The following is a 25,443-nucleotide window of genomic DNA, read 5'->3' on the forward strand; positions in this document are numbered from 1 at the left end:
GATTCGGCGTGTCACCGCTGTCAGCACATACGTATGACGCGATCAACTAAAAGTCAGTCTGCTCATATAGGAGGCTAGACTGCCGCAATGGATCATGTCAAGAATTAGAAGCGGCGGCAGACGGGTCGATCGGCAGGTTGTAATGTTCCCGCATCAGCTGGAAGTAGGTGTCCGGCCGCACGAATACGATGTTGCTGTTCGAGTTGTAGTGATCGACAACGTCCACGAAGTCCTGATAACCAACGTCCCACGGATTCGCCTGGATGCTTACGAACCTCGGCGAAGTGCCGTCCCAGCCTGCGACCGCATTGCCGATTTCGAGCTCCAGCGTTTCGTAAGAGTAGCAATAGGTGGCGTTTAGAGCCTGGCTTGGCAGTGAGTTACCGAATATCGTCACGTTGCCGCCTCCGCCGCCCTGTGCCGTCATACCGAGCAGTCCCGGGGCGTTGGCGGCGAAGCTTTCGCCTACGTTATTATTCGTCGGGCCGGTAATCGTGTTCCAAATCGTCATGACCCGCAAGCCGGCGCGGTCCATATAATCACCTGACAGCGCCGTGTAATTGTCCAGGTAGGTCTGGTTCGACCAGTAGTTAGGGTAGGTATACCCGACGCCGCTTGGACCTGCGATCAACGCATCGTTCGCAGTGGCCGTATCATACAAGTGGTTCAGTACGCCGGGCATCGCGTCCAGCATAGCCGGAGATACCGTCCAGCCGAGCGGAACAGCGCCACGGTTCGGCGAATCCCATATCTTCTTAAACCGGTGCTCCAAATACTGCAAATTATCGCCGTCGCTCAAAATGAGAGAAACATAAATTTTGTCCTCAAGCGGTGGTTTGTTCGGCACGGGTTTGACATTCACGGTCCGCGGGGTGCCGCCGAATACGGTCAGATTGGACGAGAAGTCGCTTGCGATGGTGGACACGCCGTATTCCGAAGCCGTGCCAACGCCAACCGGTTCGTCCGGCCACCATCCCATGTAAACGCCGCTGCCATAGGGCATGTCGGCAAAGAAATCGCGCAGCAGAGCGTCCTCGGCCGGGACGGCCGGATTCAGCCAGATAACGGCCGTCCCTGTGGCCATCGCATAATCGCGCAGAAATCCTTTGAGCTCCGGCCTGAGTCCAACGATCATCCGGTGCGGCAGCGTCGGCCAGTAATTATCATAAAGATCTTGGTACACTTCCAGCTTGTTCGCATAGTCGCCGCGCAGATCGTCCAGTATAGGCAAATTGTACGGCGCGGACGTCAGCTTGTTCACCAGACTTGGCGGCGCCACGATACCGTCGTTAAGCGAGGCGATCGTCGTAGCCAGGTTGATAGTATCCGGTACAGCGTCGTCATAGACGACGATCCCATCGATTTCGCTCGCATATTTGGACAACAGCGTCCAGTTGTCCGATACATCTGCGTAGCCGAGTCCGAGCGAGTTCAGCCAGTTGTACTTGCCTTCTTCATTTTTGACGGGATTGTCATGTGTGTAGATTCGAGGCTGTGTCCGGTTGACGAGTCCCTTCAGCGTGGTGAACAGCACTTCCTCGTCCTCGCGCGACTCTGTTAAGGAGCCAACCTTGTCGACTTTGGTGTATGCGGCACCGTACCAGTATACTCGGAACTCCAGCTCATGCCCGACTGCCGGATTTGTAAACGGCAAGTAGAAGCGTTCGTAGTTGGACGTGTAGCTCCAATCCTGCCGGTGGATATCCCGCGATGCCAATACCTGCCCGGTCGTGTTATCCCGAACGTCGACGGTGACTATAAGGTTGTTGTCGGCCGTGTTGTTGTCGATAATCATGTCAAAAAAAGCCGTATGCTCGCCTGCAGGAATGTCTGTGGTGTAAGGGCCATAGACCATGTGCCGCTGCGGCTCGTCGATGGACGTCTGAGCAAGCCAGCCGTTCCCGTCCGGCCGGCGCCGAGAACGACGGCAGCAACTGGCCGGAAGGCCAGTTAATCCCGGATGCTTCCGCCTTGGGCAGCCAAACCGAAGGCATTAGGGTGACCAGAAGCGCGACTGAGAGGCATGCCGCCGGCCATTTTCTCCTCCAACTCTTGTACTTGTTCATTCTTTTCCTCCTTTGAATGAAAGAATTGACAAGCTGTCATTCCAAACCGATATAGCTTATTCGGTTCATAAATAATATATATTATATATTTGATATATTGTATAGTTCTTTCTGAGCATTTGTCTCTGCCGACAGCGACTTGGGTCCCAGCAAAGCGCAGATTGTTTTTACTAAATGAGGCTTGCTATGACGCGCTGTCTTTGTTATACATATCATCACAGAGTTGGAATTTATATAAATATATCTCAACGAAAGAAGGGACTCATTATGATTCCTTTAACTTTGTCCGAATTCGTTGGATATACGGCTAACTATTAGATTAGCGAATTAAAGAGGCAATAAAGTCTCATCATGGGAGGAAAGACCATGCATTTAAAGAAACACCGCAAAGTTATGTTCACCCTCACTATACTCTATACCGTATTTATTCTTTACTTTTTGTTCTTCGCTTTTGGCAGAGCGGGTAAGGCCGATCAAATCTCCGAGTACACGTTCATGTTTCTACCGGACGGTTTTTTTAGGCTGCCGGATTTATCCGATCTTCTGCACCCTACGGTGATGGATTTGGTGGGTTTTGGGAATGTCGCAGCCTTCATTCCTTTCGGTATACTCATTCCGTTGCTATATCGGATGAGCTTTGTTCGTTTTATGACGTTGTTTATCCTATCCATTCTCGTGCTGGAGACCATACAGGCATTCACCTTGCTCGGGAGCTTCGACATAAATGATGTCATCCAGAACTCAACGGGCGCGGCCATCGGATTCGGTGCGTACAAATTGGGCTTTCGTACTAAGAATGACTTGAGAAATATTGCTGTTACGGTCCTATCCGGCATTGTCTTGATGATTGGGGTATGGGGAGTCTTTGGAGTCCTTGATCAAGTGTTCACGAAGGAAATGGGCCCTTTTGTGGCGATCCACGAATGGGAGGATGGCACCGGGGTTCCAATAACAGGAACCGAGCTGGCCCCGCTGAAGATTGGGGGTGAAGAGGTACAACCTCAATATAATGTGTACCGAAGTGAAGGTAAAAACAAAGAAACACTCACGTATAAGCTAGGCAATAAGAAGGAGTTGTATCTTTACTTTAATTATGGCATTCCGGATCATCTGGAATCCCAGGGCAGCATTAAAGTTACCGTCGATGGGCAGGAGATGTTGTCCGCATCTGCCGAAGCCGGGCGACATGAGCAGGGTATGGGCTCTATTTTAATCGAGCAGGGAAACGAGCTTACAATAACTATTGAGGGGGATGAAGCCCTATGGGATGTGGGATATAGAGAGATGTTATATTCTTGGGAATAAGCATTAGGAGAGGAGGCTTGTGATGAGAGTGAAATTAGAAGGGATTACGATTTTGGCGCTGGATGTACCTGGATTAACGAGCTTTTATCGTGATGTGCTGGGGTTCAAGGTGATAGTAACCGAAGAGAATTACACGGAATTTGAAAATGATGGCGTTCGTCTGGCTATTTTTTCGGCACCCTTAATGGCGGATAACACAAACGATCATCCTTCTTATGCAGAAGAGCGGAAAGGGCAGTCTTTTGAGCTTAATTTTGAATGTGATACTCCTAAGGATGTCTACGTGATGTATGATGAGTTGATTTCAAAAGGAGCGATAGGGATCACTGCGCCGAAAGTCATGTCCTGGGGGCATACTACGGGCTTCTTTGCAGACCCTGAAGGCAACATTCATTCTCTCTTCGCGGTTAACCCTGTTACGTCGGGGGATGCCTAGGGAAAAGACTTCAATCGGAGAGGAGCGGCGGCCGCGATGCTGAAGATTGGGGAGTTCGCAAAGCTGAGTGGCGTTTCAATTAAGACTTTGCGTTATTACGACAAGATTGGGCTGGTGCGACCGGACGTCGTAGACATAAACAATGGTTATCGCTTTTACTCCGAAGCACAGTTGCTGACCATAAAGAGAATCCATATTTTTAAAGAGCAAGGCTTTACGCTGGATCAAATCTCGACGTTTCTGAAGGAGGATATTTCGGAAGAAGGCGTGAGGAGTCTGGTGGCGCAAAAGCAAGCTGAACTCCGCCGCCTCATTCGGGAGTCGGAGAATCAACTAAATGCCATTAATGAAAGGCTTGATCGAGCCAAAGCATTTGCAGCTGCCCATGAAAAGGAATATCCGATTGCCTTGCGCAAGGTAAATCCGATGTTAGTTGCTTCGATACGCGCGATTGTTCCGATGTCGAGACTTTGCGTGCTGCTGGATGAGGTTATCCAATACGTTCGCGCCTACGGCGAGACGCAGGCAAGTAAGTCTATTGTTATCAAACACGGTAACGCAATAGACGATCAAGTGGATCTGGAAGTGGCATTACCGATATCGACGAATATGATACCGAGCAGCGATCGCGTTAGAATTAATGTTTTGCCAGGTCATACGTCCGCGGCATCCTTAGTACATCGCTGTGATCCTTACGACCATTCGTGTCTGGCTGTCGAGTCTCTATCGGCATGGATCGAAGCAAATGGATACTCGCGAGTTGAGGGGGAGCCGATTCGAGAAGTGTATATGACTCCCGATGAAGATATTTACGGCAGGATGCGTCTGGCGGAACTACTCATTCCGGTATCGCGATCCGTATAGACAGCTTTTATTAGACTTCGCATGTGTAAGCAGGCGGAGTCTTTTTGTCTCTTGACTCTCCCCTTAAGGGGAGGGTGCATAGTAAAAGCACAATCTATAAGGAGTGATCAGATATGAAGGGATTAAGCGGAAAGACGGCATTAGTGACCGGGAGTAGTAGAGGAATTGGCAAAGGGATCGCACTAAGGCTCGCGGAGGAGGGGGCGCTGGTAGTTGTACATTACGGCAATAACAGCGAAGCGGCCGCGAATGTCGTTCGTACCATTGAAGACAAGGGCGGTAGGGCAATCGCAGTAGGTGCGAATCTGAATTCCGTTGCCGGGGTGACCTCATTAATTCAATCGTTGAAGGAAGAGCTTCCCCGAGTCACCGGAGAAGATAAGTTCGATATTCTCATAAATAATGCCGGTATCGGAACTTCGAATACGTTGGAGGAAACAACGGAGGAGTCATTCGATGAAATATTTGCGGTGAATGTGAAGGCACCTTTTTTCCTTGTTCAACGAGCGTTACCCTTGCTTCGCGATGAGGGACGCATTATAAACATTTCTTCTGGCGTGACTCGAATCGCATTCCCTCACATCATGGCCTACAATCTTACCAAAGGAGCGATCAATACCTTCACGCTGCATCTTGCGCAATTATTAGGTCCGCGTCAAATTACGGTAAATGCGGTTCTTCCGGGGATTGTGGATACGGATGTTAACGCTCCTTGGCTCCATACTCCAGAAGGGCAGAAGCAAGCGAATGACATGTCTGCCCTTGGCCGAGTTGGACAGCCGTCTGACATCGCGGATGTGACGGCGTTTCTCGCCTCTTCGGATAGCCGTTGGATAACGGGACAATTCATTGACGCAACCGGCGGTTCACATTTGTAAGTTCTACGGGGCGCTCAATCGGGTAAATCCGCCAACGTACCGAACGGCAACAAAAAGGATGTCTTGGTTTAAGACACCCTTTTTGTTACTGATCTTATTTTGTATAGTTATCGAAGTAACCTTGGATATAGACCATAGGTGTTCCTTTATCCCCACTACCAGAAGTCAAATCAGACAATGATCCGATTAGGTCAGTTAATCTACGAGGTGTAGTACCTTGTGCTTCCATCGCTCCAACTAAGTCCTCGTTTTTATTCTGGATATATTCAGAAATAGCTTGTTTTAACTCTTCTCCACGAAGGTGCGAAAAGTTGTTATCTGCCAAATATTTTAATTTCACTTCGTTTGGCGTGCCATTAAGTCCTTGAGTGTAAGCAGGTGATACTACCGGGTCTGCAAGCTCCCAAATCTTCCCGACAGGATCTTTGAATGCCCCATCGCCATATACCATGACTTCAACGGTCTTACCTGTTAGTTCTTTGATTTTCGCCTGAATCCCATCAACGACGGGTTGGCAGTTGTTTGGAAATAACTTCACACTGTCTTCAGTTGCTTTATTTGATCCAAGTAGACCATAAGCTTCATTAAAGCCGCTGCCATTGATGGATTCTGAAAGAATATCATCGAGTCCATATACTTTTTCAGCACCGTTATTTGTTAAAATTCGTTTGGTTCTGAAACGTGAGTGAATATCACAAGTTAATACAGACTTTGTATAGTCTAAAATGGTTTTTGGATGGTTTGAAAAAATAACCTCGCAAGTTACTCCCTCAGCTTCAATCAGAGATTTATAATATTCGATGTAATCAACACCTGTAAATGTATGCTCTTTATAACCGAAATGCTCACGGAACTGAGCTTCTGTTAAAACATCCGTCCATGGATTTATGCCTTTAGCATCTAGTTCGTCGATGTCTACAAGGTGGTTCCCCACTTCATCCGATGGATAGCTCAACATTAAGACTATACGTTTTGCCCCTTTTGCAATTCCCCGCAGGCAGTTTGCAAATCGATTCCGGCTAAGAATTGGGAAAATAACACCAACGGTGTCATCACCGAATTTTTCTTGTATATCTGTTGCGATATCGTCAATGGACGCATAGTTTCCTTGTGCACGAGCGACAATGGATTCCGTTATGGTTACAATGTCACGATCCTCAATCGAGAATCCTTCACTTTTTGCTGAATTTAATACCGTATCAACTACGATTTGTTCGATATGATCTCCTTGGTTGATGATTGGACCGCGAAGCCCGCGTACTATGGTACCAACTGCTCTTGTCAATATAATCGCTCCTCTAATCGAGTACATTTATATAAAAGTAATACCTAATATTCAAACACTATAAGTTTACTATACCTTTATAGAATAATATAAGTGAAATAAATATTTGTTATATCCTGGTTTCCTCGGATGACATTGTTGATAAGTACGTGCAAAACGCTGAAAACGATCACTTGAGTAAGATTACCTTGAAAAACCTTGCTACTCATACCTCAGGACTTATTATCATTTCGTAAATTAATAGTTTTGCTGATTGTAAAAATGTTGGACTCGGAAGATATGAGAGATTAAAATTTAAATAATAAATGGATATTCATATTTCCTGCCAAGGGAGAGTTAGTAGCCTTCAAACCATCTATAACTTAAGCTGAGAATACAATTAGACAGGTGTGTATAATCATTAGCAGTGATAGAAAAGTAAAAGACTTTATAACGAGCCATCCCATAGAGCTGGAAAGTTTCATTGAACTCTCCATTATGTTGTCGGAAATGGTGCTCCGCGAACACCAGCAGAGTGCGTTGATTGGATGCTTAAGTCCCTTCAACGTCATTATTCAATGTGAAGAAAAGAAAGCATACATAACGGAGATCGGAGAAGGGCATCCGGCTTACAGGTCTCCCGAACAATCGGGTCGGATCCATGGCGTACCGGATGAACGAAGTGATTTCTACGCATTAGGTGTCGTTCTCTATGAACTGCTGTCCGGCCAATTGCCTTTTCTCCCTGAAAGCGGCGAAGACTGGAGCTCTGCGCATATTCGCAGAACGCCGCGGCCTCTGTCCGAGACTCGGCCGGAAGAAGACGGACCGCTCCAGGCCATATTGATGAAGCTGCTGTCCAAATCTCCGGAAGACCGTTACCAAACCGCATACGGGTTACTGGATGATCTGAAAAGATGTCAGGAAATGCTGAAAAGCAGTGGATGGCTCGCACCATTTGAAGTGGGTCGCTTAGACAAAATCCGTTCGCTGGGAGTATCCGATGCCTGGTACGGGCGAAGCGCCGCAGTAGAACGGATGGAAGCCGGGCTTGAGCAGGCTGCTCAAGGCAATAGCGTGTTTTTATGGGTGACGGGGCAGGAGGGAGTCGGCAAAACGGCGCTCGTTCGTAGACTTCAATTAAACGTCGTCCGGCGTGGCGGCAGTTTTGTAGAGGGGAAGGCAGAAGCCCTTCAGCAAGGTACACCTTATGAGCCGATTCTTCAAGCCATGCGGCAATGGGTGCATCAGTTGTGGAGCGAGCCGGCCAATATCATTTCACAATTAAGGATGACGTTGCAGGCCAAGTTTGGACGAGCAGCGCAGGAGATTGTATCCTTTTTGCCCGAGGCAAAGCCGCTGTTCGGGGAGGCGGAGGCGTCGACAGCCCTCAACGACAAGAGGGGGTGGGAGTATTGGGAAGAGCGACTGCCGGAATTGATTCGTTGTATGGCCGAATGCAGCCCTCCGCTTGTCTTGTATATTGATAACTTGGAATGGGCCGATCCCGGAACGCACACGGTGATTCGATCGCTTGTGCTGGAGCGCGTGCCCGGATTGTTCCTGATTGGAGCTTGCCGGACGGAAGAGGGGGGCGCTTCCGGATTCGTTGAACCAGACCTGGACCAAGCCCCGGGGGCTTCCTGGCTACCCGAGAGATGGGCTAGGAATCCTGAGGAACAAGTAGCCCTTCTGCCGCTGACTTATGAAGACGTGAGCCAATATGTCTCCGATGCCTTGCATGAAAAGTCTGCCCGTATTCGTCTTCTGGCAAGGTCGGTTTACGATCAAACCGGAGGTAATCCCCGGGCCGTACGTCTCTTGCTGGAAAACTGGCTGCAAGAGAAAAGACTCGGCTTTGACGAAAAACGGCGTAAGTGGTCATGGGATCCGGAATTAACCCGGCAAATAGGCGACTTGAAAGCTAATCTTCGCCTGATGGAGACAAGCTTCAACAGGCTCCCGGACGATATGAAGGAGCTGCTGGTCATGGCTGCCGCGATGGGGCCGGTTTTTCGCTTATCGATTCTTGCAGAAGCGTGCGACATGTCGCCGGATGCCGCATCCGATAAGCTTCAAGAGGCGGAGGTGGAAGGTCTCATCTGTCGCGAGGATGAAGCGGAGCATGGGGACGGACAGGATAGATTCTACTTGTTCGTTCATGAGTCCATTCAACAAATGGCTTATGGATTTGACTCGGGACGTAACGCGCATCGGCACCGTAAGCTAGGCCAACTGCTACAACGCCGTACTCCGGAATGGAGGGATGATCTGATCGTAACGGCGATTGATCATTTGAATCTGGCCTCGTCGATTCTGCCGGAGCATGAGGCGCGTCAACTGGCTGAGCATAATCTTGAAGCGGGGAAGGAGGCATTGGCTGAAGGGCGGTATGCAAAAGGGAAAGAGTATGCGGAAAACGGGCTTCGTCTGTCAGCGGAGTTTGAGGCAGAAGAACTTCATGTTCAACTGCAGTTGATTTTGGCATGGACGGAATACATGGGCGACCATCCCGAACGGGCGAGAGAGATATTGTCGGACTTGAACAAGAACAGCGGGTGGATGAGCCGAACGGAGCGTTCGCGCATATGGTCACCCTTAATTCAATTTCACGCGTTTGTAGACAACGAAAAGGCAATCGAATTCGGAAAAGAGGCTCTGGCGGCCTATGGATGGAAGCTCCGGGAGAAGAGTTCCCTGTTGTTCATCGCTAAGGAAGTCTTGCGGACAGGGATCCTGTTGTACCGAACACGTAATAAGCCTTATCAGCCGCCTGATCCTTCCGATCAGGAGTATGCTCAGTTAAGTCTGCTGTTGGTGCAGCTATTCTTTCCGCTGCTCATGCACGACTCGAGAGCGTTGTTTGAACTGTATGCGCGGTATATTCGTTACGGGCTCCGTAAAGGGGTAAACGAGTCACTGGCCGTCATGATCAGCGAATACGAACTGATCATGCAGAGGGTGCTTCCGAGCTATGCTCAAGCACCTTCGATTACCGAACGGGTGTTTAAGCAAATGGCCGATACCTCCAAGTTCAGAAATCAGCATTTGTCTACTTTTGTGGGTGGCATGTCCAAGCAACTGGACAAGCCCTCGGAAGCGTCCGCCATGCTATACAAGTCGATGCGTCAAGGATTGGAAGCCGGGGAGAAGGATTTTGCCAACCTGGCTCTGATTACCTGTCTCGTGACCCATAACGGAGACCTGTATGCTTTGAAGGAGTTGCTGCATTACTTTGAGGAGAATATGCGTCAGAACGCCAACGACACGACGATGCAGACGGTGCGGATCGCAGGGAGCTATCTACAGGCGCTGCAAGACGGTTCCCGGATAGAGAGCTTCATCGCTACTGCGCAGACTCCGTCCAGTATCGACTTGGAACCACGGGAAGAAGACAATTATAGCTGTGGTTGCAGGCTAGAAGTCGCCTACTTGTCAGGCAACTATCGGGAAGCATTGTACTGGGCGAAGCAGGGAAGGACTAATGAGCTGCCACTGGACCTGACGAGGGTTCGAAAGCAACGTTTCTATGAGAGTTTGACTTTAGCGGCCGTATTCTTTGAGAAGGATGAGAAAGAGCGCAAGCAGATCAGGCGGACCCTCCGCCTTCAATTGCGGAGAATGAAAAGTTGGAAAGGATTTCTTGGCAGTACGTCCTCGGCGTATCTCCTGATGAAGGCGGAAGTGGAACGCATTGCCGGGAATCCGATGCTTGCGGTACCCGGGTATATGGCTGCGATCGGGCAGGCGAAGGATGAAAAGTATTCATTAATGGAGGGGATCGCTTGCGAACGGCTTGCAGTCTGCTATAGAGACGATCTATTCAGCCGGACCGGAGCCGCGATCGCCTTGGTGGACGCCAGCGCTGCTTACGCTGAATGGGGCATTACCTCCAAGGTGACCGGGAGCAGAACCCAACATACCGAGATGGTGGATCGGGTTTCTACGCAGCAGGAGAGGCCAGCCTTGGGGAGGGAAATTAAAAGCGATCATACGCGTATGGATTTGCTCCGGCAAAACGCTCAAGCGGAAAGTATAGGAGCAGTGGGCGAAAGCGAATACGAACTTTTGCGGCAACTTGTTGACGGACCCGGCAAGCCCAAGCAGGCTAGCTGGACGACAAGTCTTCTGGAAGCGTCGCTTCAACAATCAGGCGCTGATCGAGTCCTCATGTTGAGCCACCAAGAAGGCGGGTTCGCTATTGAAGCGAATGGGATGAAAATACAAGGGAAGGAAGCGGCATCCGAAAAGTATGCAGAGAGCGTTCTGTGCCATACTGCGATGACGGGTGAGCCGCTTGTTATCGATGATGCAATCCGGAGTTTCTGGATCAAGGATCCCTATATTGAAGCACAACAGCCCCGATCGATCTTGTGTATGCCGATAGCAGTTCCAGGAGAGCGGATTTCTTACTTGCTCTACTTGGAAAACCGGCATTTGCCGGGTGTGTTTACGGAGCGGGATGTTAAGGTGTTGGAGCTTGCAGCAACGCGCATCATTTATGTCAAACTGCTGGAAGATGAAGCTGGGGGCGCCAAAATGGAGGGTGCCGAGGAAGCGGCCCCTGCTTCGGTCTCAACAGTCGATCCACAGGAGTTGACTGATCCACTGACCGAACGAGAGTATGAGATTTTAAGGGCGATTACGGAAGGATTATCGAACCGGGAAATTGCTGATCGACTCGGCATAGCTGAAACAACAGTCAAGACGCATGTATCCAGAATTATCAGCAAGTTGGACGTAAAGCGGAGGGGGCAAGCCGTCGTACGAGCGAGAGAGCTAGGATTGATAGAATGACAAACGAGGGAGCGAGCCTTATAGGGGCCGCTTCCTTCGTCTTTTTAGGGTGGAATCTCCATGCTGGATCTTTCTTTTTTTGCTGAATACTACTTTAGTAGGACTTAAATCACTTAGGATTGTATTACTATGTCTAAATAGTGTCGAATGATAGGGGATCCAGTAAGGAGATAAGCCTAACTGATGAGGTGAAAGGGGAACTATATGAGGAACATGTTTAGTCGTTTGTTAATCGCTGTTATGATTATGACTTTAATTGGAGGCACTGCTGCAGGGGCTGCTGGAATTCAAGACGATCCGTCTCGGGGTGGCCGTCAGGAAGCTCTGTCCAGAGTATCGGAATTTGCGGGAAACGGTAATTTTGACGATTGGGATGGAGCTGCATCAAAGGCTTCTTTCCGTGCACCTCAAGGAATTGCCGTCTTAAAAGATGGTTCCGTGCTTGTGGCGGACACTCAAAATCATCTCATTCGTCAAGTAAAGAATGGAGAGGTCTCTACTTATGCAGGTTTAGTGCTTGATGAAGACAACGTCACTCCTGAGGGAGCTTGGCAGGACGGGGCTAAGCAGGATGCCGTATTTAACGGTCCTTCGGGCCTAGATTCAGACACAAATGGCAACATCTACATAGCGGATACGGACAATCATCGGATACGAAAAATATCTAAAGACGGAATGGTCACCACGGTTGCCGGTGATGGCATCATCGGCGATGAGGACGGCACAGGTACAGGAGCGAGATTCTACCATCCTCAGGATGTGGCTGTTGCTGCAGATGGAACGCTGTATGTCGCGGATACGTTAAATCATTTGATCCGTCAAATCTCGCCAGAGGGGCAAGTGACCACGCTTAACGCCTCGTCTGACCGCGTGATAGAGGTTGAAGCCGGCTATGTGCTTCCTGTAGGGGACTATGCGGATGGTGAATTGTCGGCATCCAGGTTTAATGAGCCTACCAGCATTGCAATTGACCATAAAGGCAATCTTTATGTAAGCGATACAGGGAATCACGTGATTCGCTATATTGATCTGGCCAAAGGTATGGTTACTACCGCAGCGGGCTTGGCCCCGGGGGAGAGACCAGTATATGCGAATGGAAGCTTGTATGCCGAAGGCGGGTATGCGGATGGATCAAGTTCAGAAGCGCGTTTTCTGTTTCCTAAGGGAATTGCTGTAACGCAAGAGAATGGACTGGTGATCGCCGACAGCTTGAACCACACGATCCGTTATCTTGTTGATGGATATGTGAGTACAATTGCGGGTGTGCCTGCGCAGTTTGGTCAAGTAGATGGCATCAACGGTCACAACCTGCTTCACAATCCTGCCGATGTAGCGGTGCTGCCAAGCGGTAGTCTGCTCATTGCGGATAGTTACAATAATAAAATCCGCGAGCTTGAATATTATCAGCTTCCATCCAATCTGCCCCGCAATGAGCAGGTGAAGGTGGTGGTGGAGAATTCGGTCATCAGTTTTGACGCGCAGCCTGAGGTGGTAAAGGGTCATACGATGGTACCCGTGAGAGCCTTAAGCGAAAAGTTAGGCTACAAGGTTGGATTGTCGGATCACCAGCGTATCGAGTTGACGAAGGATGAGGTAAGCATTCAACTGCAGTTGGGAAGTGAACTGGTATCCATCCGGAATGCCGCAGAGAACACGGAAGAGCAACAGGTGATTGAGGCAGTGCCTTATACAAAAGATGGCCGTTTCTACGTTCCGGTCAGATTGTTCAGTGAAGTATTCGGAGCGGATGTGCAATGGGACCTCTCTACGAAAACCGTTATTCTGCGTGAAATTGAGGAAGCTGTCGATAAGTTGCCTGCCGTAGATCGCAATTCGCGCGTGGCGGTGCTGGATCAGATTAAAGGAACTGTCTGGATCAATCAGGCGGGAGGTTCATTGACTTATCGGGCCTACAATGGGATGAAGCTTCACCAAGGGGATCATATTGTCACGGAAAAGAATACGTCTGCGATCATCAAAACAGCCGACCGTGAGGATGAAATTACGCTTAGCGAAAACTCGAAGCTATATATTTCAAATTTGAGTTCAAGTAATACCCTTCATACTAAGCACACGAGCTTTATGTTATGGAGCGGGCTGGCTTCGGCCAATGTATCCTCGCTGGTAAATGCCAAGGATACCTTCAACATTCTGACGCCGACGGCTGTGACTAATGTTCGCGGCACAAATTTTATGGTGAGCATCGATCCGGTTACGGGGTTGCCGACGCTTTCGGTGAACAGCGGCCTGGTCCAGGCAAGCGGTAACGGATCCAGTCAGAATCCGGCACTTGTATATCCTGCGCAGCAGGTGAACCTTTTCCCGGGGCCAGATTCGACAATGCCAAGTCTGCCATCTATAGTTGACCCGGCTGATTTCGTTAATCAAGCCTCACCGGCTGTCATCGAAGCCTTATTAAAGGCTAAGCAGAAAATAGATCAGGAAAATGCGGAAATGTTGGAGAAAATGCGCAATGAAATTACCGGCTCTATATCTGGCGACAATTCGGGTGGCTTGACTCAAGATGATCTGGAACGATACCAGAATAACTTAGATAATCTGATTGCGAATATTTTAAGTCAGGCTCTTGATCAGAAAAAGATCGAATCAGGCCCATTGCAGGCACTTATCGATGAGTACAATAAACAATCCGGTAAAAAGATTGATTTAAATAATATCCAGCCGCTTCAATTGTCGGATGAGGAGAAGCTGGAGCAGGAAATGCAGAAAAAATTAGCAGAAGAACAAAAAAGGCGAGTGGAAGAGCAAAACAAGGAGCGTCAACTTGCCGAGCAAAAACAATCCCTGATCGCCAAGCTGGAAGCGGAAAGAAACCGGATCGAGCAGGAAAATAAAAAGAGACAGGAAGAAGCTGCTAAGAAGGCAGAGGAGGCGTATAAACAAAGTCTACCGGATGCTGAAAAGCAAAAATTCGAGGAGCAGCAAAAGGCTCTAGAGCAGAGAAGGCTTCAGCAGGAGCAAGCACGACAAACGCCGGCACCAACGCCAGCGCCTTCGCCGACAACACCGACAACGCCGTCAACGCCGACAACACCGACAACACCGACAACACCGACAACACCGACAACACCAACAACACCGACAACACCAACAACACCAACAACACCAACAACACCAACAACACCAACAACACCGACCAATACTGCCCCAGCGGTGGTTGAGCGTATATCCGATATCATGGTGAACGTTGATCTTCCTTACGAATTCAATTTAAGCGGGGTATTCCAGGATACGGATGGCGACGAGTTAACCTTCACAGCCCGTTCGAGTGATGAGGCAGTTGCAGAAGCAGCCGTGGAAGGAGCTATGCTGATCATTAGGCCGACCGGGAAGGGTTCTTCGGACATTCATATTACGGCTGATGATGGAAAAGGCGGAGTAGCTGAAACTTCCTTCCGTGTCGCGTACTATGGAGAAATCCAAGAGTTGAGGGCTGAAGTAACGTCAGATTTCATTGGACTCTATTGGGATGAGTATGGGGAAGAAGAGATAAGCTATATCATTTATATGAATGGCGAGCAAGTCGAGTTCACAAGCGACAATCATGTTTTGCTTACGGATCTCGTACCGGATACGGTTTATGATCTGCGTGTAATCGCAGTTATTGGTGACGATGAGATCCAGGCGTTCGGCGACTATTCGGTAAGGACAAACCCGCTACCCATTGACCCTGATTCTACGTCTTAACATTCACTAGCAGCTATTAAAGGGCACCCCTTCGGGTGCCCTTTTGCTATATACGCTCATGGAGCACTGATATCCGTGAAGCGAGAATCGTAAGAAGTTGGGTATAATGATATGATGTAGTAAGCTCGGCAGTACGGGCATCTAATACAATCTAATACATGCAAAGGACGTAAACGATCATGATCGATATCACTATTCCAACCCCTGATGTCACTATTACCAAAAAGGTTGACCCTCAGGAAAGCAACATTTACGGCTTCACCGAATTTCACCTGATCACCAGAGAGTTAGGTGGGATTTTCATGTTTTACAACGATAAAGATGAATTGTTGTTCGTAGGAAAGGCCAGAAAGCTAAGACCGAGAATCAAAAAACATTTTGAGGATTCCGTATCCCCGATCAGAATGCATAGAGACGAAGTAACGAAAATTGAAGTTTGTATCGTGGAAGATCCGGTCCACAGAGAAATTTATGAAACTTATATCATTAATGAAGGCAAGGCCAAGTATAACGAAGACAAAGTATTTTTCAGGCAGGCCTAAATGACAAGCAACTCTAAACAACGTTACCGTTTCAGTGAAGCACCGATCTGGCAAGTCCAACGGGAATATTATGAAGAGAAGGGAACGAAGGCCTGGAATAATGACCAAGTTCCCCAGTATATAACGAGTAATCCCATGATCGCTACTGCCTATGCAGAAATGATCTTTGGTTTTCTACAAGATCGAGTGAATAGGGGAAATGGCTCTGAGCCCGTGTATATTGTGGAGCTTGGGGCAGGAGCGGGGCGTCTTGCTTTTCATGTGTTAACCGAATTGTGTGAGCTGATCGACTACGCCGGGATCCCGCTGCCGTCGTTCCGCTATATCATGACCGATTTGGCGATGGAGAATATTATGGCATGGAAGGCGCACCCCGCGCTTCAAGCGTTTATTGCCGCGGGAGTACTGGACTTTGCGCGTTTTGATGCTGTGAATGATTCCGTACTGAACCTCATGGTATCAGGCACAACGATTAGCGAAGGAGATGTAAAACAACCATTAATCCTTGTGGCCAACTACTTCTTCGACAGCATACCGCAAGAGTTGATTTATATTGGCGATGGGAAAGTTTATGAAACGGACGTTTACATTGAACAATCCAAACACCATGATTCACTTAAACCAGCGGAATGGTTGGATCAAATCACTTTACGCTATGAGCATCGGCCAGCGCCCGAGTACGAACAGGAAACCTATCCTTACCGAGATGTAATATCCCTCTATCGCGAACAATTGGAAGACTCGCATATTTTATTTCCTGCTGCCGGTATCGCTTGTCTGGATCGTTTGAGCGGGTTATCCGAAGGCGGATTTCTATTGATAACCGCAGACAAGGGAGATCACTTGCTGGATAGCTGGAAATTTGCAGAGCCACCCGAGCTGATTTTACATGGAAGTTTTTCCTTAACGGCAAACTACCATGCAATGAACTATGTCTTTGAACAAAAAGGGGCTGCGGTGCTATTCCCTCCGCATCATTATAAAAACATTAATGTGGGCTGCATTCTCCATCTGGAACAACCCATGGATTATCCCAACCTGCGATTAGCTTACCGTCGTTCTATTGAACGTTTTGGCCCCGATGAATTTTTCAGTATGAAATGGTGGGTGGATCACCATCTGGATAGCATGGGGTTGCAGCAAATCTTAAGCTTTTGGCGTTTGGGCGGTTATGATGCGGAATTTTTCATTCAGAGTACAAAGCGGATTTCCAGCCTGTTACCTGAATCAAATGAAGACGAAAAGCAGGATTTGCTTAGAGGTATTCAACGGATGTGGTCCTCGTACTACGTCATGGAGCAACGATATGATTTGGCACTCGATGCCGGATTGATCCTGTTTGAGATGGATATGTACGAACACTCCAAATATTATTTGGAGATTTCGGTACACGAAGAGCAAGACGAAGTCGTATCAACGGTATTTTATTGTCTAGCCATTTGCTGTTTCGAGTTAGACTTAGTTGAAGATGCAAAGAGGTACTTACAAAAGCTGTTGGAACTTGAGCCTGAAAATGAAGAGGCATTAGCGCTATTGAGCTACTGATTCGGGGATCTCGCCGGCAAAAATTCCAAAACGCTACTGACATAATGTTGTCAGTAGCGTTTTTTTATAATTGGACATGAAATATAAAGGAGATGATATTTGTGAATTTCGCTTCTGTACGCATCATTACTGACGACGTGGATCGTCTCGTCGGGTTCTATGAGAAAGTCATGGGGGTCTCGGCGGTGCGGCCCGCGCCCGTTTTTGCCGAACTCATTGTGCCCTCATGCACCCTTGCCATCGGCCATTCCCAGACAGCGCAGCTATTCGGCGCCGGCTCCGTAGTGGCGGCCAACAATCACAGTGTTATCATGGAGTTCCGCGTCGACGATGTCGAGGCCGAATATGTGCGCTTGAAGTCGTTTGTCGATGATTGGGTCATGGAACCGACCACGATGCCGTGGGGGAACCGTTCTATGCTGTTCCGCGATCCTGACGGCAACCTTCTAAACCTCTTCGAGCCAGTGACCGGGGATGCGATTCAACGTTTCAAAGATAGAAATTGACGAGAACACCGGTTGCTAAATCTAAGATCCGCTGGGCAATCCAGATGGGTACCAATTTAATCGTCAAATAAACAATCCCCTACTTAAAGCTTTGGTCAGGCAAGTTGAGCTGTAGGCCGGACGACCAGCTCATTCACGTCGACGTCTGCCGGCTGCTCTATCGCGTAGGCGATGGCGCGGGCTATGGCAGTAGCCGGGAGGGCGTCGCGGCGGTAAGTTTTCATCATTTCCTTGGCTTCGTCGTCTGAAATACTCTCTGCAAGCTCGGACTCCGTCACTCCCGGAGAAACGAGCGTTACCCGGATGCTGCTGCCAACCTCCTGCCGTAAACCTTCCGTGATGGCACGAACGGCGTATTTGGTCGCACAGTATACTGCTGCCGTCGGTGAGACTGCGTAGGCACCGATGGAAGCCACGTTAATGATGTGGCCGGATTGTTGTTCGTTCATAATAGGGAGACCCGCAGCAATGCCGTGAAGAACGCCACGGATATTGACGTCGATCATTCGGTTCCATTCGTCGACCTTCAAGGCTGACAAAGGAGAGAGAGGCATCACACCGGCATTGTTCACTACTACATCTACACGACCAAAACTGCTTTGTGCCAAGTGGATGATTTCCTGCATTTGATCGATATTTGTAACGTCCAGCTGCTGATAAACGGCGGAGCCTCCCTCGGCCTCAATGAGGGATGCCAGGGCTTTCAGCCTCTCCACGCGCCTGGCACCCATGACGACATGGGCCCCTCGGCTGGCGAGAAGTTTCGCCGTCGCTTCGCCGATGCCACTACTTGCTCCTGTAATCAAAACTACTTTCCCATTTATTTCGGGCATTGAACATTTCCCCTTTTGAATTGATTATTTTTCACGGTAGAGAACCATGCCGGCGTGATAGAGCACCGAATCGCGGAAATCGCCGTCTGCTGTAAATCCTGTATCATCCACATACTCGATATGATCGCCTACGATGGTGTATCTGCCTTGGTAGGCGCTCTTCCGCTTTCCCCGGGCTTCGTCATACCGCCCGTTCGGCAGTAGTTCATGCCGGATGTAACCGTCTTCTGTCACCCACATACCGACATAGGGATGAGATTGTTCCTGTTGAGTACTCATTGAATGTTCTTCCTCCATTTTGTGATTCCAGGCAAAATTCTGCCCGTCATTCGTTTCTCGGTTGCCGTGGTTCGCACCTTTTACATGTTCATTATCGTTCTTTCGGCAAGAAAGGCGGTAGCCGGATCATACACAGTGATTGCCTAATCCTCCAGAAAGGAATAAAGTTTAGTTATTCTTATGGAATAGAAAGGGGAGAAAAGGATGGATGAATGGTTTGAGAAACAAAGGAGAGAAATGCTGCGGATCATCGAGAAGTTCACACCGGAGGACGGAACGCATGATACGAAAGTTCCCGGTTTGCGCTTGATTCGTTCTTCCCGTTTATCTGAGCCGGTATACTCTGTCTATGAGCCTTCCCTTTGCGTGGTGGCGCAGGGTTCCAAGGTGGTGATGCTGGGGCAAGAGGTGTATCAGTATGATCCGAGCAGCTATTTAACCGCTTCGGTACATCTGCCGATTACAGGGCAAGTGGTAGGGGCGTCGAGTGAGTCACCGTATTTAAGCCTGCAGATTCTTTTTGACATGAATCAAATGCTTGATGTCATTCAGGTATCCGGTGAGGTTATCCGGCCAGAAAAGGAGACCAGCCGGGGATTGAGGGTAAGCCGGGTGAACGATACGCTTCTAGACGCCGTGTTGCGGCTTTTGAAACTTGTCGAAACGCCGCGGGATATCCCGGTGCTTGCGCCTTACATTATGCGGGAAATCATTTACCGGGTGCTTCAGAACGAGAACAGCGCTGCGCTGATGCAATTTGCAATGACCGGAAGCCATGCACATCGAATTGCGGGGGTCGTTGAGAAGCTTAACCGCGAGTTTGCCCAGCCTTTGCGCGTAGAAGAATTGGCAGCGGAGGCTCGTATGAGCGCTTCATCTTTGCACGAATATTTTAAGCAAGTCACGGGGATGAGCCCGATCCAGTTTCAAAAGCAGATTCGATTGCAAGAAGCGCGCCGGCTGCTTTTCTCCGGATCGATCGATGCGGCCGAAGCTGCGTTTCAGGTCGGGTACGAGAGTCCGTCGCATTTTAGCAGGGAATATGCGCGGATGTTTGGGATGCCACCGGTTCGGGACGTACGCCGATTGCGGAGCTCTATTGTTTGATCAACATGCGATTTCACGGAGTCCATGATGGCATAAATTCATAAAACTTAACCAAGAGCACGCCAAAGCGTGCTCCTTTTTTATTCTCGCCGATAGACCCGTTGAGCTGATCTGATTTCAATTGTAATTAGTTTCCTAAACAGTATCATAATTTGGAATGATTAATGATTATTATAAACACATCAGATAGGAAACAGCATTTGCCCAAATCAAAAAGGCTTCGTATATGGGGAGATGTGGTTTCCGATTGTTAAAGATAAAACTAGATCAGAGGAGGAATAAAATGAGTATGACTATAGCTCATGAAAAAAATGCGAAAGTAGAATCACGCCCAGTTGGAAGGTTGACCGCCTATTGGACGGTTACCATTATACTCGCATTCTCAATTACATTAAGCGGTATCGGGCAACTGATGCGATATGGGGGGAATGTCGATCTAGTGACCGATATTGGTTTCCCGTTATATATCACGAACATTCTTGGAGCGTGGAAGCTGCTAGGGGTCATTGCAATCTTAATGCCAGGCTTGCCCCGACTTAAGGAATGGGCGTATAGCGGAATCTTTTTTCTAATGACGGGGGCGGCTTTATCCCATGCGTTCGCTAACGATTACGGCGATTACGGATTCCATATCATTCTCCCGCTGTTCTATGCCGCGCTTGGCATCGCCTCCTGGGTGCTGCGTCCGAAAAGCCGGAGGCTCTAAGGGACTAATGTTCAATATAGTTAAGCGTTGGCCGAATCATTCGGCCGCCATTAGGCGAAGGAGGCACCCGGCTGGGTGCCTTTTGTTTCGCTCTGCAGAGGGTAAGTTGTACGTTTTTCCCAGTCAGAGAACAAATGTTTGTGTTTTTCCTTTTCTTTTGAACAAATAATTTGTATCATGAAAGAAACGTGTACGAAAGTGGGGCCTTGCAAACATGATCCAATTGACAAACCGCCAGGCACGGCAATTTCTGTTGTTGAAGCATGGATTATTAGGCGAGTATAAATTTAGCGGGAAGCAAGGCGTATTGGACTTTACCCGGCAGGTTGGCTGCATTCAATACGACCCCATCGATGTTTGCGGAAAAAACGCCGAATTGGTGCTGCAGTCGCGAATTAAAGGATTTACCAAGGGAATGCTCGCCGGGTTGCTGTATGAGGATAGAAGCCTTGTCGATTATCCCGATAAGAATCTGGCCATTATTCCTGTCGAGGACTGGCCTTATTTTGAGCGATACAGGCAGGCCGCGAGGCAACATGCGGAACGCTATCCGGAAATGGAAGCGCTGGCAGAGCAAGTACGGGCTCATATCCTAAATCACGGTGTTCTAAGTTCGGATGATTTGAAATTGGATGGAGATTTCACTTGGCAATCGGCCATCCACTGGAGCGGCGGAAACAATTCATCCCGGTCGGTGCTGGAACAGATGTATTCGACGGGGGAGCTGGTCATCCATCATAAAAAAGGAACGCGTAAATACTACGACTTGGCCACAAATTACATACATCCAAATTTGCTGAATGCACCAGAACCGCTGGTGGATGAGCTCGAGCATCATAAGTGGCGGGTATTGCGCCGGATCGGCGCTGTCGGCCTTTTATGGAATCGTGCGTCGGATGCATGGCTGAATATATGGGGATTGAAAGCAGCACAGCGCAACGAGGCTTTTCGCCAGCTATTAGACGAAGCCCGCATTGTTGCTGTTGCCGTGGAACATATCAAGGATATGCTGTATTGCCGCGCCGAGGATTTGCCGCTTATGGAATCCGTCCTGCAAAACCCGGAGCCGAAATTCCGCTGCGAGCTGATTGCCCCGCTGGACAACTTGATGTGGGACAGAAAGTTGATCAACGAATTGTTTGGCTTCGATTACACCTGGGAGATTTACACGCCGGCTATCAAACGGAAATTCGGCTATTATGTGCTGCCTCTTTTATATGGAGAGAGCTTCATTGGACGAGCCGAGATCATCGTGGAGCGAAAAACCGGCACGCTCGTCGTTAAAAACATCTGGTACGAGAACGGAGTGAAGCAAACAACACAACTACGTACAGCCTTGAACCGTTGTCTCCAAAAGTTTGCGTTATTCAACGGGTGTGAGACGATTTTGGCAGAGTCTATAAACTGATATTTTTTAGATCGGACTTTGGAATCATTTTCCTCCCTGGACTTGCATGAATCGTGCGGAAATCTCTATAGTAGAGGGAACGACATACGAACGGAGTGGTAGGGAGAAATGGGGAACGAAAGCGTACTTCAGCAAAATTTAGATGAAAAAAGTGAATTTCAAAGGTTGTTCCAAATGTATCTGCTATTTGAGGAGAAGGTGGAGCGGCCGAATGCGGAAGTTGTCCGGAACGCGTTAGAATCCCGATGCGGAAAAACGGATACCGTGTCTCCAGACGACACCTTGTCCTCGTTTGCTGTAGAGGCTTATAAAGTAGCCTACCAGGAGGGGGAGTTGCCGGCTCAGGTCATGATGGCGGACGTGACTCCATTTAAACAGGAGACGATTACCGACTTGGAGCGAACCCAGTTTTGGACGATGCCGGATGCGGAGGACGTCCTGCAGGAATGTCACTATAAGCTGCTGATCAGCGACTTTATGGCGGCGGGGCTGGACTATAAATCGCGCAGCGCCTTATTGGCGGATTGGCTGGAGGCAGCCGTAAGCCTGTTCCCAACCTGCAAAGCGGTCTGGATTCCATCCAGCGGGAAATTGCTGTACCCGTCCGAGGTTACGGATAACCCATTCGAGGGTGCTGCTAGGTTCTTGCAGTTCGGCATGAATATCCGTTATTTTACGATCCATGGGACCGAAGACAGCTTGATCGATTCGCTTGGCCTCTTTGCGCTTGGCCTTCCGGATGTCCAGTACCATTTTCACACCTTGGATCCGAACGAAGTGTCCCAACATGCCTTCAATGTCGCTGCCTACTTGTTTGAAGCGGAGGTACCGGTGAGCGACGGGGAGACGATCGCCGGCTTGCTGGACGGGGAGATGGCGCCGGATGTGCAATGGCCTTGCAGATTTGAAATGTCGCTGATCCAGCCTTCGAGAGAAGTGATGGACGTCTGTCCGGGCGAATATGCGGCAGGAGAACGAGAATAAAGATAGGGGAGCATGCGGCATGCTTAAACGGGTATTGGGCAAAGAAGAAGAAACCATTCGGGCGTTCGCAAGAGAGCTTGTTGATTCCATCGCTGATGGAAGGTATGAGCATATTGCTCAAAAAGTTGACGATATGCAGGATTGGAACGTTGAGCTGTTAAAAGAGGTCATCGAGGGTTTTAAGGAAGATAATGAGCTGGAACAGATCGATAGGTTTGATGTGGAATGTACTTTCAGGCCTGTTTATAAAGATGGCAGTGTCTATCAACAAGAGTCTTTTTACCACTTTAACGATGGAAGCGGAATTGCCTACGAATATGCACTGACGACGGATGGCGAACCCAATGATTTGACGTTGAGTGTTGAGTTTCGCTTTGAGGGTGACGATTTGAAAGTCATTTTTGAGAGTGGGATTACCGTGCTTTAATGACTACGTATTTGATGTTAAAACTCTGCAAAGGAGTTATAAGGATATGCCTTTACAGCTTCATAGGGACTCGATGAAGTACCTGGCGACGGCTTCTCTTCGCGAAAACGATCCTAAGTTTATCTCTGCAATAAATAATATAGACTATGAGTTTTTAACAACGGAAGAGGCAAAATGGATAGAGCAGCTGTATTTGAAATTGAAAAATATTGCGCTGCGAAATAAAATTCTGTATGATCTCATCCACTGCAAGGAATTGGAGCTGGCCCCTTTTTTTCGAAACGCCTATAAAAAGGAACGCTACCTGGACATGAGACTCCTCGCGATCCGTGGACTGGCGCATTATGCCTCGGAAGAAGAGATCAACAAGATCGTCGATCATTTCCTTAAGATTTTGATCAAAAGGCCGGAGACTACCCCCTATAACTACCAAGAATATGAGTTTTTAAGATCTGCTTTCGGGCTGCCTTTCTTAATTAAAACCTACGGATATCCCTGTTTTGAAAAAGCACTTCAACAAGTCGAGAAGCAGTATGAGGATATGCCGGAAGCATTCAAGGGGCATTTTACGTTTGATGAAGACGGAAAGGCCGTACAGTTGAGAAGTCCACACGAAACGAAAGTAATGATGGAGCGCTTTTTTGCGTCACAGTCCAATCACTAATTTTTAAGAATAAGCTCTCGGAATTGTGTTTTTTCTATTCCAAAGCATGCTTTGAGAAATAAGGACTTTTCGAAAGTAGTGTATGACTGGCAATGCTGCTGAAGGCTAACCTTAGTAACGATGAAAAATAGGGAGTGGATGCACACTCCCTATGATCTAACAGGTCTGTTATCAAAAGTCTACTTAACTTGCCGTCTTATTGACAAAATCAATCTCATTTCTGATCCCTTTGTGGGCGTCATTCCACAGGCCCTTTGTCAGGCGAATGCGTAGCAGACATGTGTTTGGGTCTTCGTCGTTATTGGCTTCGTAATACCACTCGGCAAATATTTTGCGCAGCTTTGTCATCATCTCCGCGTTTTTCTCGTCACACACCCAGCCCAGGTTTTCACCGATTCCATCGGCCGTAAAGTTTTCGACGATAATACAAACGGCGACTTCTGGGTTTTGGGCGATCTGCTGCATCTTGTTGGAAGTCGCGTAGGTGACAGTGTAGAACGCGCCGTCTTCATAATAGGCATCCACAATGCGGGCGGCGGGACGGCTTTTGCCATCGGCCCCCGGTTCAAGCGCGATGGTTGACAGAGTGATCAGGCCGTCCTTGTTGCCCACTTGATCGTCCAGCAGCTTCATGGCTTCGTCGTACTTGCTCACTTTATTACCTCCCAAAGTGTAATAAGGTATACATGATTAAACATATCATTGTAAAATCTTATAGCATGTGAAAAATAATACGATAAACTGCAATAAGGCTATGGTGGGTTAATGAAGAATCCCGATAATGGGATAATAAGTGAGTAGAAAGGAGCATCATCCTATGGAAGTAACCGCACAGGAAGTGGCTGAATGGATGGTTAAGGAAATCAGGTCTGCGGGAACGCTATACCAGACCGATGCGATTGAATATGTGAAGACCCATTTCGGCGAACAATTCGTATTCGTGAATGAGAATGGAAATACATCGCTGTCTAAAGAGGTGAAGAAGGCCTTCCGCAAACTCCACGGCGGCAGAATTGCTTGGGACCGCGACGGATTCTTTTGGGCTTGGACCTGAGGAGTATTGTGCCGATTAATTAGCGCTGATGAGCTACTGATACGGGGATCACAAAGTCTAAAATCACGAC

At 48.5% G+C, this 25,443-nt stretch carries 21 protein-coding genes; 16 read left to right on the forward strand and 5 right to left on the reverse strand.

Annotated elements, in window-relative coordinates; all coding sequences use genetic code 11:
• Nucleotides 1-97 precede the first annotated feature (97 nt).
• A complete protein-coding gene (locus KJS57_RS00485; protein ID WP_213653343.1) occupies nt 98-1,855 on the reverse strand; it encodes a GxGYxYP domain-containing protein in 1,758 nt (585 codons plus the stop codon).
• A 577-nt stretch (nt 1,856-2,432) separates the two neighbouring features.
• Here KJS57_RS00485 and KJS57_RS00490 point away from each other — a divergent pair.
• From KJS57_RS00490 to KJS57_RS00505, 4 genes are all read left to right on the forward strand, one after another.
• The gene (locus tag KJS57_RS00490) at nt 2,433-3,371 is read left to right on the forward strand and encodes a VanZ family protein (RefSeq protein WP_213653344.1); all 939 of its coding nucleotides are present in this window, start codon (nt 2,433-2,435) and stop codon (nt 3,369-3,371) included.
• A gap of 22 nt (nt 3,372-3,393) precedes the next feature.
• Nucleotides 3,394-3,807: a VOC family protein gene (locus KJS57_RS00495; protein ID WP_244861329.1), complete on the forward strand. Its 414-nt coding sequence runs from the start codon at nt 3,394-3,396 to the stop codon at nt 3,805-3,807.
• 36 nt (nt 3,808-3,843) lie between these two features.
• Nucleotides 3,844-4,671: a MerR family transcriptional regulator gene (locus KJS57_RS00500; protein ID WP_213653346.1), complete on the forward strand. Its 828-nt coding sequence runs from the start codon at nt 3,844-3,846 to the stop codon at nt 4,669-4,671.
• Between the two features lie 113 nt (nt 4,672-4,784).
• Complete coding sequence (locus tag KJS57_RS00505; protein ID WP_213653347.1) at nt 4,785-5,549, forward strand: SDR family oxidoreductase; 765 nt, start codon at nt 4,785-4,787, stop codon at nt 5,547-5,549.
• Between the two features lie 94 nt (nt 5,550-5,643).
• On the opposite strand, the gene KJS57_RS00510 is transcribed toward KJS57_RS00505, so the two are convergent.
• Nucleotides 5,644-6,834, reverse strand: coding sequence for a coenzyme F420-0:L-glutamate ligase (locus tag KJS57_RS00510; RefSeq protein ID WP_213653348.1), 1,191 nt, complete (start codon nt 6,832-6,834; stop codon nt 5,644-5,646).
• Nucleotides 6,835-7,311: 477 nt separating this feature from the next.
• Between KJS57_RS00510 and KJS57_RS00520 the strand changes: the two genes are divergently transcribed.
• The 5 genes from KJS57_RS00520 to KJS57_RS00540 all read left to right on the forward strand — a co-directional run bounded on the left by KJS57_RS00520 (nt 7,312) and on the right by KJS57_RS00540 (nt 17,911).
• A complete protein-coding gene (locus KJS57_RS00520; protein ID WP_213653349.1) occupies nt 7,312-11,610 on the forward strand; it encodes an AAA family ATPase in 4,299 nt (1,432 codons plus the stop codon).
• Nucleotides 11,611-11,823: 213 nt separating this feature from the next.
• The gene (locus KJS57_RS00525) at nt 11,824-15,318 is read left to right on the forward strand and encodes a stalk domain-containing protein (RefSeq protein WP_244861330.1); all 3,495 of its coding nucleotides are present in this window, start codon (nt 11,824-11,826) and stop codon (nt 15,316-15,318) included.
• Nucleotides 15,319-15,497: 179 nt separating this feature from the next.
• A complete protein-coding gene (locus tag KJS57_RS00530) occupies nt 15,498-15,860 on the forward strand; it encodes a nucleotide excision repair endonuclease (RefSeq protein ID WP_213653351.1) in 363 nt (120 codons plus the stop codon).
• Nucleotides 15,861-17,405, forward strand: a complete 1,545-nt coding sequence (locus KJS57_RS00535) for a tetratricopeptide repeat protein (protein ID WP_213653352.1) — start codon at nt 15,861-15,863, stop codon at nt 17,403-17,405.
• A 101-nt stretch (nt 17,406-17,506) separates the two neighbouring features.
• A complete protein-coding gene (locus tag KJS57_RS00540; RefSeq protein WP_213653353.1) occupies nt 17,507-17,911 on the forward strand; it encodes a VOC family protein in 405 nt (134 codons plus the stop codon).
• Between the two features lie 95 nt (nt 17,912-18,006).
• Here the strand turns inward: KJS57_RS00540 and KJS57_RS00545 are convergent, their stop codons facing one another.
• Together KJS57_RS00545 and KJS57_RS00550 are read right to left on the reverse strand one after the other, a co-directional pair.
• On the reverse strand, nt 18,007-18,744 hold the full coding sequence (locus KJS57_RS00545) for an SDR family oxidoreductase (RefSeq protein ID WP_213653354.1): 738 nt from the start codon (nt 18,742-18,744) through the stop codon (nt 18,007-18,009).
• A 24-nt stretch (nt 18,745-18,768) separates the two neighbouring features.
• Nucleotides 18,769-19,023, reverse strand: coding sequence for an Atu4866 domain-containing protein (locus tag KJS57_RS00550; protein ID WP_213653355.1), 255 nt, complete (start codon nt 19,021-19,023; stop codon nt 18,769-18,771).
• Between the two features lie 204 nt (nt 19,024-19,227).
• Between KJS57_RS00550 and KJS57_RS00555 the strand changes: the two genes are divergently transcribed.
• The 6 genes from KJS57_RS00555 to KJS57_RS26345 all read left to right on the forward strand — a co-directional run bounded on the left by KJS57_RS00555 (nt 19,228) and on the right by KJS57_RS26345 (nt 24,319).
• Nucleotides 19,228-20,130 (forward strand): AraC family transcriptional regulator, encoded by a 903-nt coding sequence (locus tag KJS57_RS00555; RefSeq protein WP_213653356.1) that lies wholly within the window; start codon nt 19,228-19,230, stop codon nt 20,128-20,130.
• Between the two features lie 283 nt (nt 20,131-20,413).
• The gene (locus KJS57_RS00560) at nt 20,414-20,836 is read left to right on the forward strand and encodes a DoxX family protein (protein ID WP_213653357.1); all 423 of its coding nucleotides are present in this window, start codon (nt 20,414-20,416) and stop codon (nt 20,834-20,836) included.
• Between the two features lie 214 nt (nt 20,837-21,050).
• A complete protein-coding gene (locus KJS57_RS00565; protein WP_213653358.1) occupies nt 21,051-22,244 on the forward strand; it encodes a winged helix-turn-helix domain-containing protein in 1,194 nt (397 codons plus the stop codon).
• A gap of 174 nt (nt 22,245-22,418) precedes the next feature.
• Nucleotides 22,419-23,228 (forward strand): DUF4261 domain-containing protein, encoded by an 810-nt coding sequence (locus KJS57_RS00570; RefSeq protein ID WP_213653359.1) that lies wholly within the window; start codon nt 22,419-22,421, stop codon nt 23,226-23,228.
• A gap of 19 nt (nt 23,229-23,247) precedes the next feature.
• Nucleotides 23,248-23,655 carry a DUF7668 domain-containing protein gene (locus KJS57_RS00575; protein ID WP_213653360.1) on the forward strand — a complete coding sequence of 136 codons (408 nt, stop codon included), beginning with the start codon at nt 23,248-23,250 and terminating at the stop codon, nt 23,653-23,655.
• A gap of 46 nt (nt 23,656-23,701) precedes the next feature.
• The gene (locus KJS57_RS26345; RefSeq protein ID WP_244861331.1) at nt 23,702-24,319 is read left to right on the forward strand and encodes a hypothetical protein; all 618 of its coding nucleotides are present in this window, start codon (nt 23,702-23,704) and stop codon (nt 24,317-24,319) included.
• 183 nt (nt 24,320-24,502) lie between these two features.
• Here the strand turns inward: KJS57_RS26345 and KJS57_RS00590 are convergent, their stop codons facing one another.
• Nucleotides 24,503-24,973: a pyridoxamine 5'-phosphate oxidase family protein gene (locus KJS57_RS00590; RefSeq protein ID WP_213653361.1), complete on the reverse strand. Its 471-nt coding sequence runs from the start codon at nt 24,971-24,973 to the stop codon at nt 24,503-24,505.
• Nucleotides 24,974-25,136: 163 nt separating this feature from the next.
• On the opposite strand from KJS57_RS00590, the gene KJS57_RS00595 reads away from it, so the two are divergent.
• The gene (locus tag KJS57_RS00595) at nt 25,137-25,373 is read left to right on the forward strand and encodes a DUF6953 family protein (RefSeq protein WP_213653362.1); all 237 of its coding nucleotides are present in this window, start codon (nt 25,137-25,139) and stop codon (nt 25,371-25,373) included.
• Nucleotides 25,374-25,443: the final 70 nt, after the last annotated feature.

Source organism: Paenibacillus vini (genome assembly GCF_018403325.1).
Classification (GTDB): domain Bacteria; phylum Bacillota; class Bacilli; order Paenibacillales; family Paenibacillaceae; genus Fontibacillus; species Fontibacillus vini.

Bases quoted from the DNA above. Each gene is read 5' to 3' on its own strand.
- KJS57_RS00485 (WP_213653343.1), bottom strand. From the start codon at position 1,855: ATGGTCTATGGCCCTTACACCACAGACATTCCTGCAGGCGAGCATACG.
- KJS57_RS00490 (WP_213653344.1), top strand. From the start codon at position 2,433: ATGCATTTAAAGAAACACCGCAAAGTTATGTTCACCCTCACTATACTC.
- KJS57_RS00495 (WP_244861329.1), top strand. From the start codon at position 3,394: ATGAGAGTGAAATTAGAAGGGATTACGATTTTGGCGCTGGATGTACCT.
- KJS57_RS00500 (WP_213653346.1), top strand. From the start codon at position 3,844: ATGCTGAAGATTGGGGAGTTCGCAAAGCTGAGTGGCGTTTCAATTAAG.
- KJS57_RS00505 (WP_213653347.1), top strand. From the start codon at position 4,785: ATGAAGGGATTAAGCGGAAAGACGGCATTAGTGACCGGGAGTAGTAGA.
- KJS57_RS00520 (WP_213653349.1), top strand. From the start codon at position 7,312: ATGTTGTCGGAAATGGTGCTCCGCGAACACCAGCAGAGTGCGTTGATT.
- KJS57_RS00525 (WP_244861330.1), top strand. From the start codon at position 11,824: ATGTTTAGTCGTTTGTTAATCGCTGTTATGATTATGACTTTAATTGGA.
- KJS57_RS00530 (WP_213653351.1), top strand. From the start codon at position 15,498: ATGATCGATATCACTATTCCAACCCCTGATGTCACTATTACCAAAAAG.
- KJS57_RS00535 (WP_213653352.1), top strand. From the start codon at position 15,861: ATGACAAGCAACTCTAAACAACGTTACCGTTTCAGTGAAGCACCGATC.
- KJS57_RS00545 (WP_213653354.1), bottom strand. From the start codon at position 18,744: ATGCCCGAAATAAATGGGAAAGTAGTTTTGATTACAGGAGCAAGTAGT.
- KJS57_RS00550 (WP_213653355.1), bottom strand. From the start codon at position 19,023: ATGAGTACTCAACAGGAACAATCTCATCCCTATGTCGGTATGTGGGTG.
- KJS57_RS00555 (WP_213653356.1), top strand. From the start codon at position 19,228: ATGGATGAATGGTTTGAGAAACAAAGGAGAGAAATGCTGCGGATCATC.
- KJS57_RS00560 (WP_213653357.1), top strand. From the start codon at position 20,414: ATGAGTATGACTATAGCTCATGAAAAAAATGCGAAAGTAGAATCACGC.
- KJS57_RS00565 (WP_213653358.1), top strand. From the start codon at position 21,051: ATGATCCAATTGACAAACCGCCAGGCACGGCAATTTCTGTTGTTGAAG.
- KJS57_RS00570 (WP_213653359.1), top strand. From the start codon at position 22,419: ATGTATCTGCTATTTGAGGAGAAGGTGGAGCGGCCGAATGCGGAAGTT.
- KJS57_RS00575 (WP_213653360.1), top strand. From the start codon at position 23,248: ATGCTTAAACGGGTATTGGGCAAAGAAGAAGAAACCATTCGGGCGTTC.
- KJS57_RS26345 (WP_244861331.1), top strand. From the start codon at position 23,702: ATGCCTTTACAGCTTCATAGGGACTCGATGAAGTACCTGGCGACGGCT.
- KJS57_RS00595 (WP_213653362.1), top strand. From the start codon at position 25,137: ATGGAAGTAACCGCACAGGAAGTGGCTGAATGGATGGTTAAGGAAATC.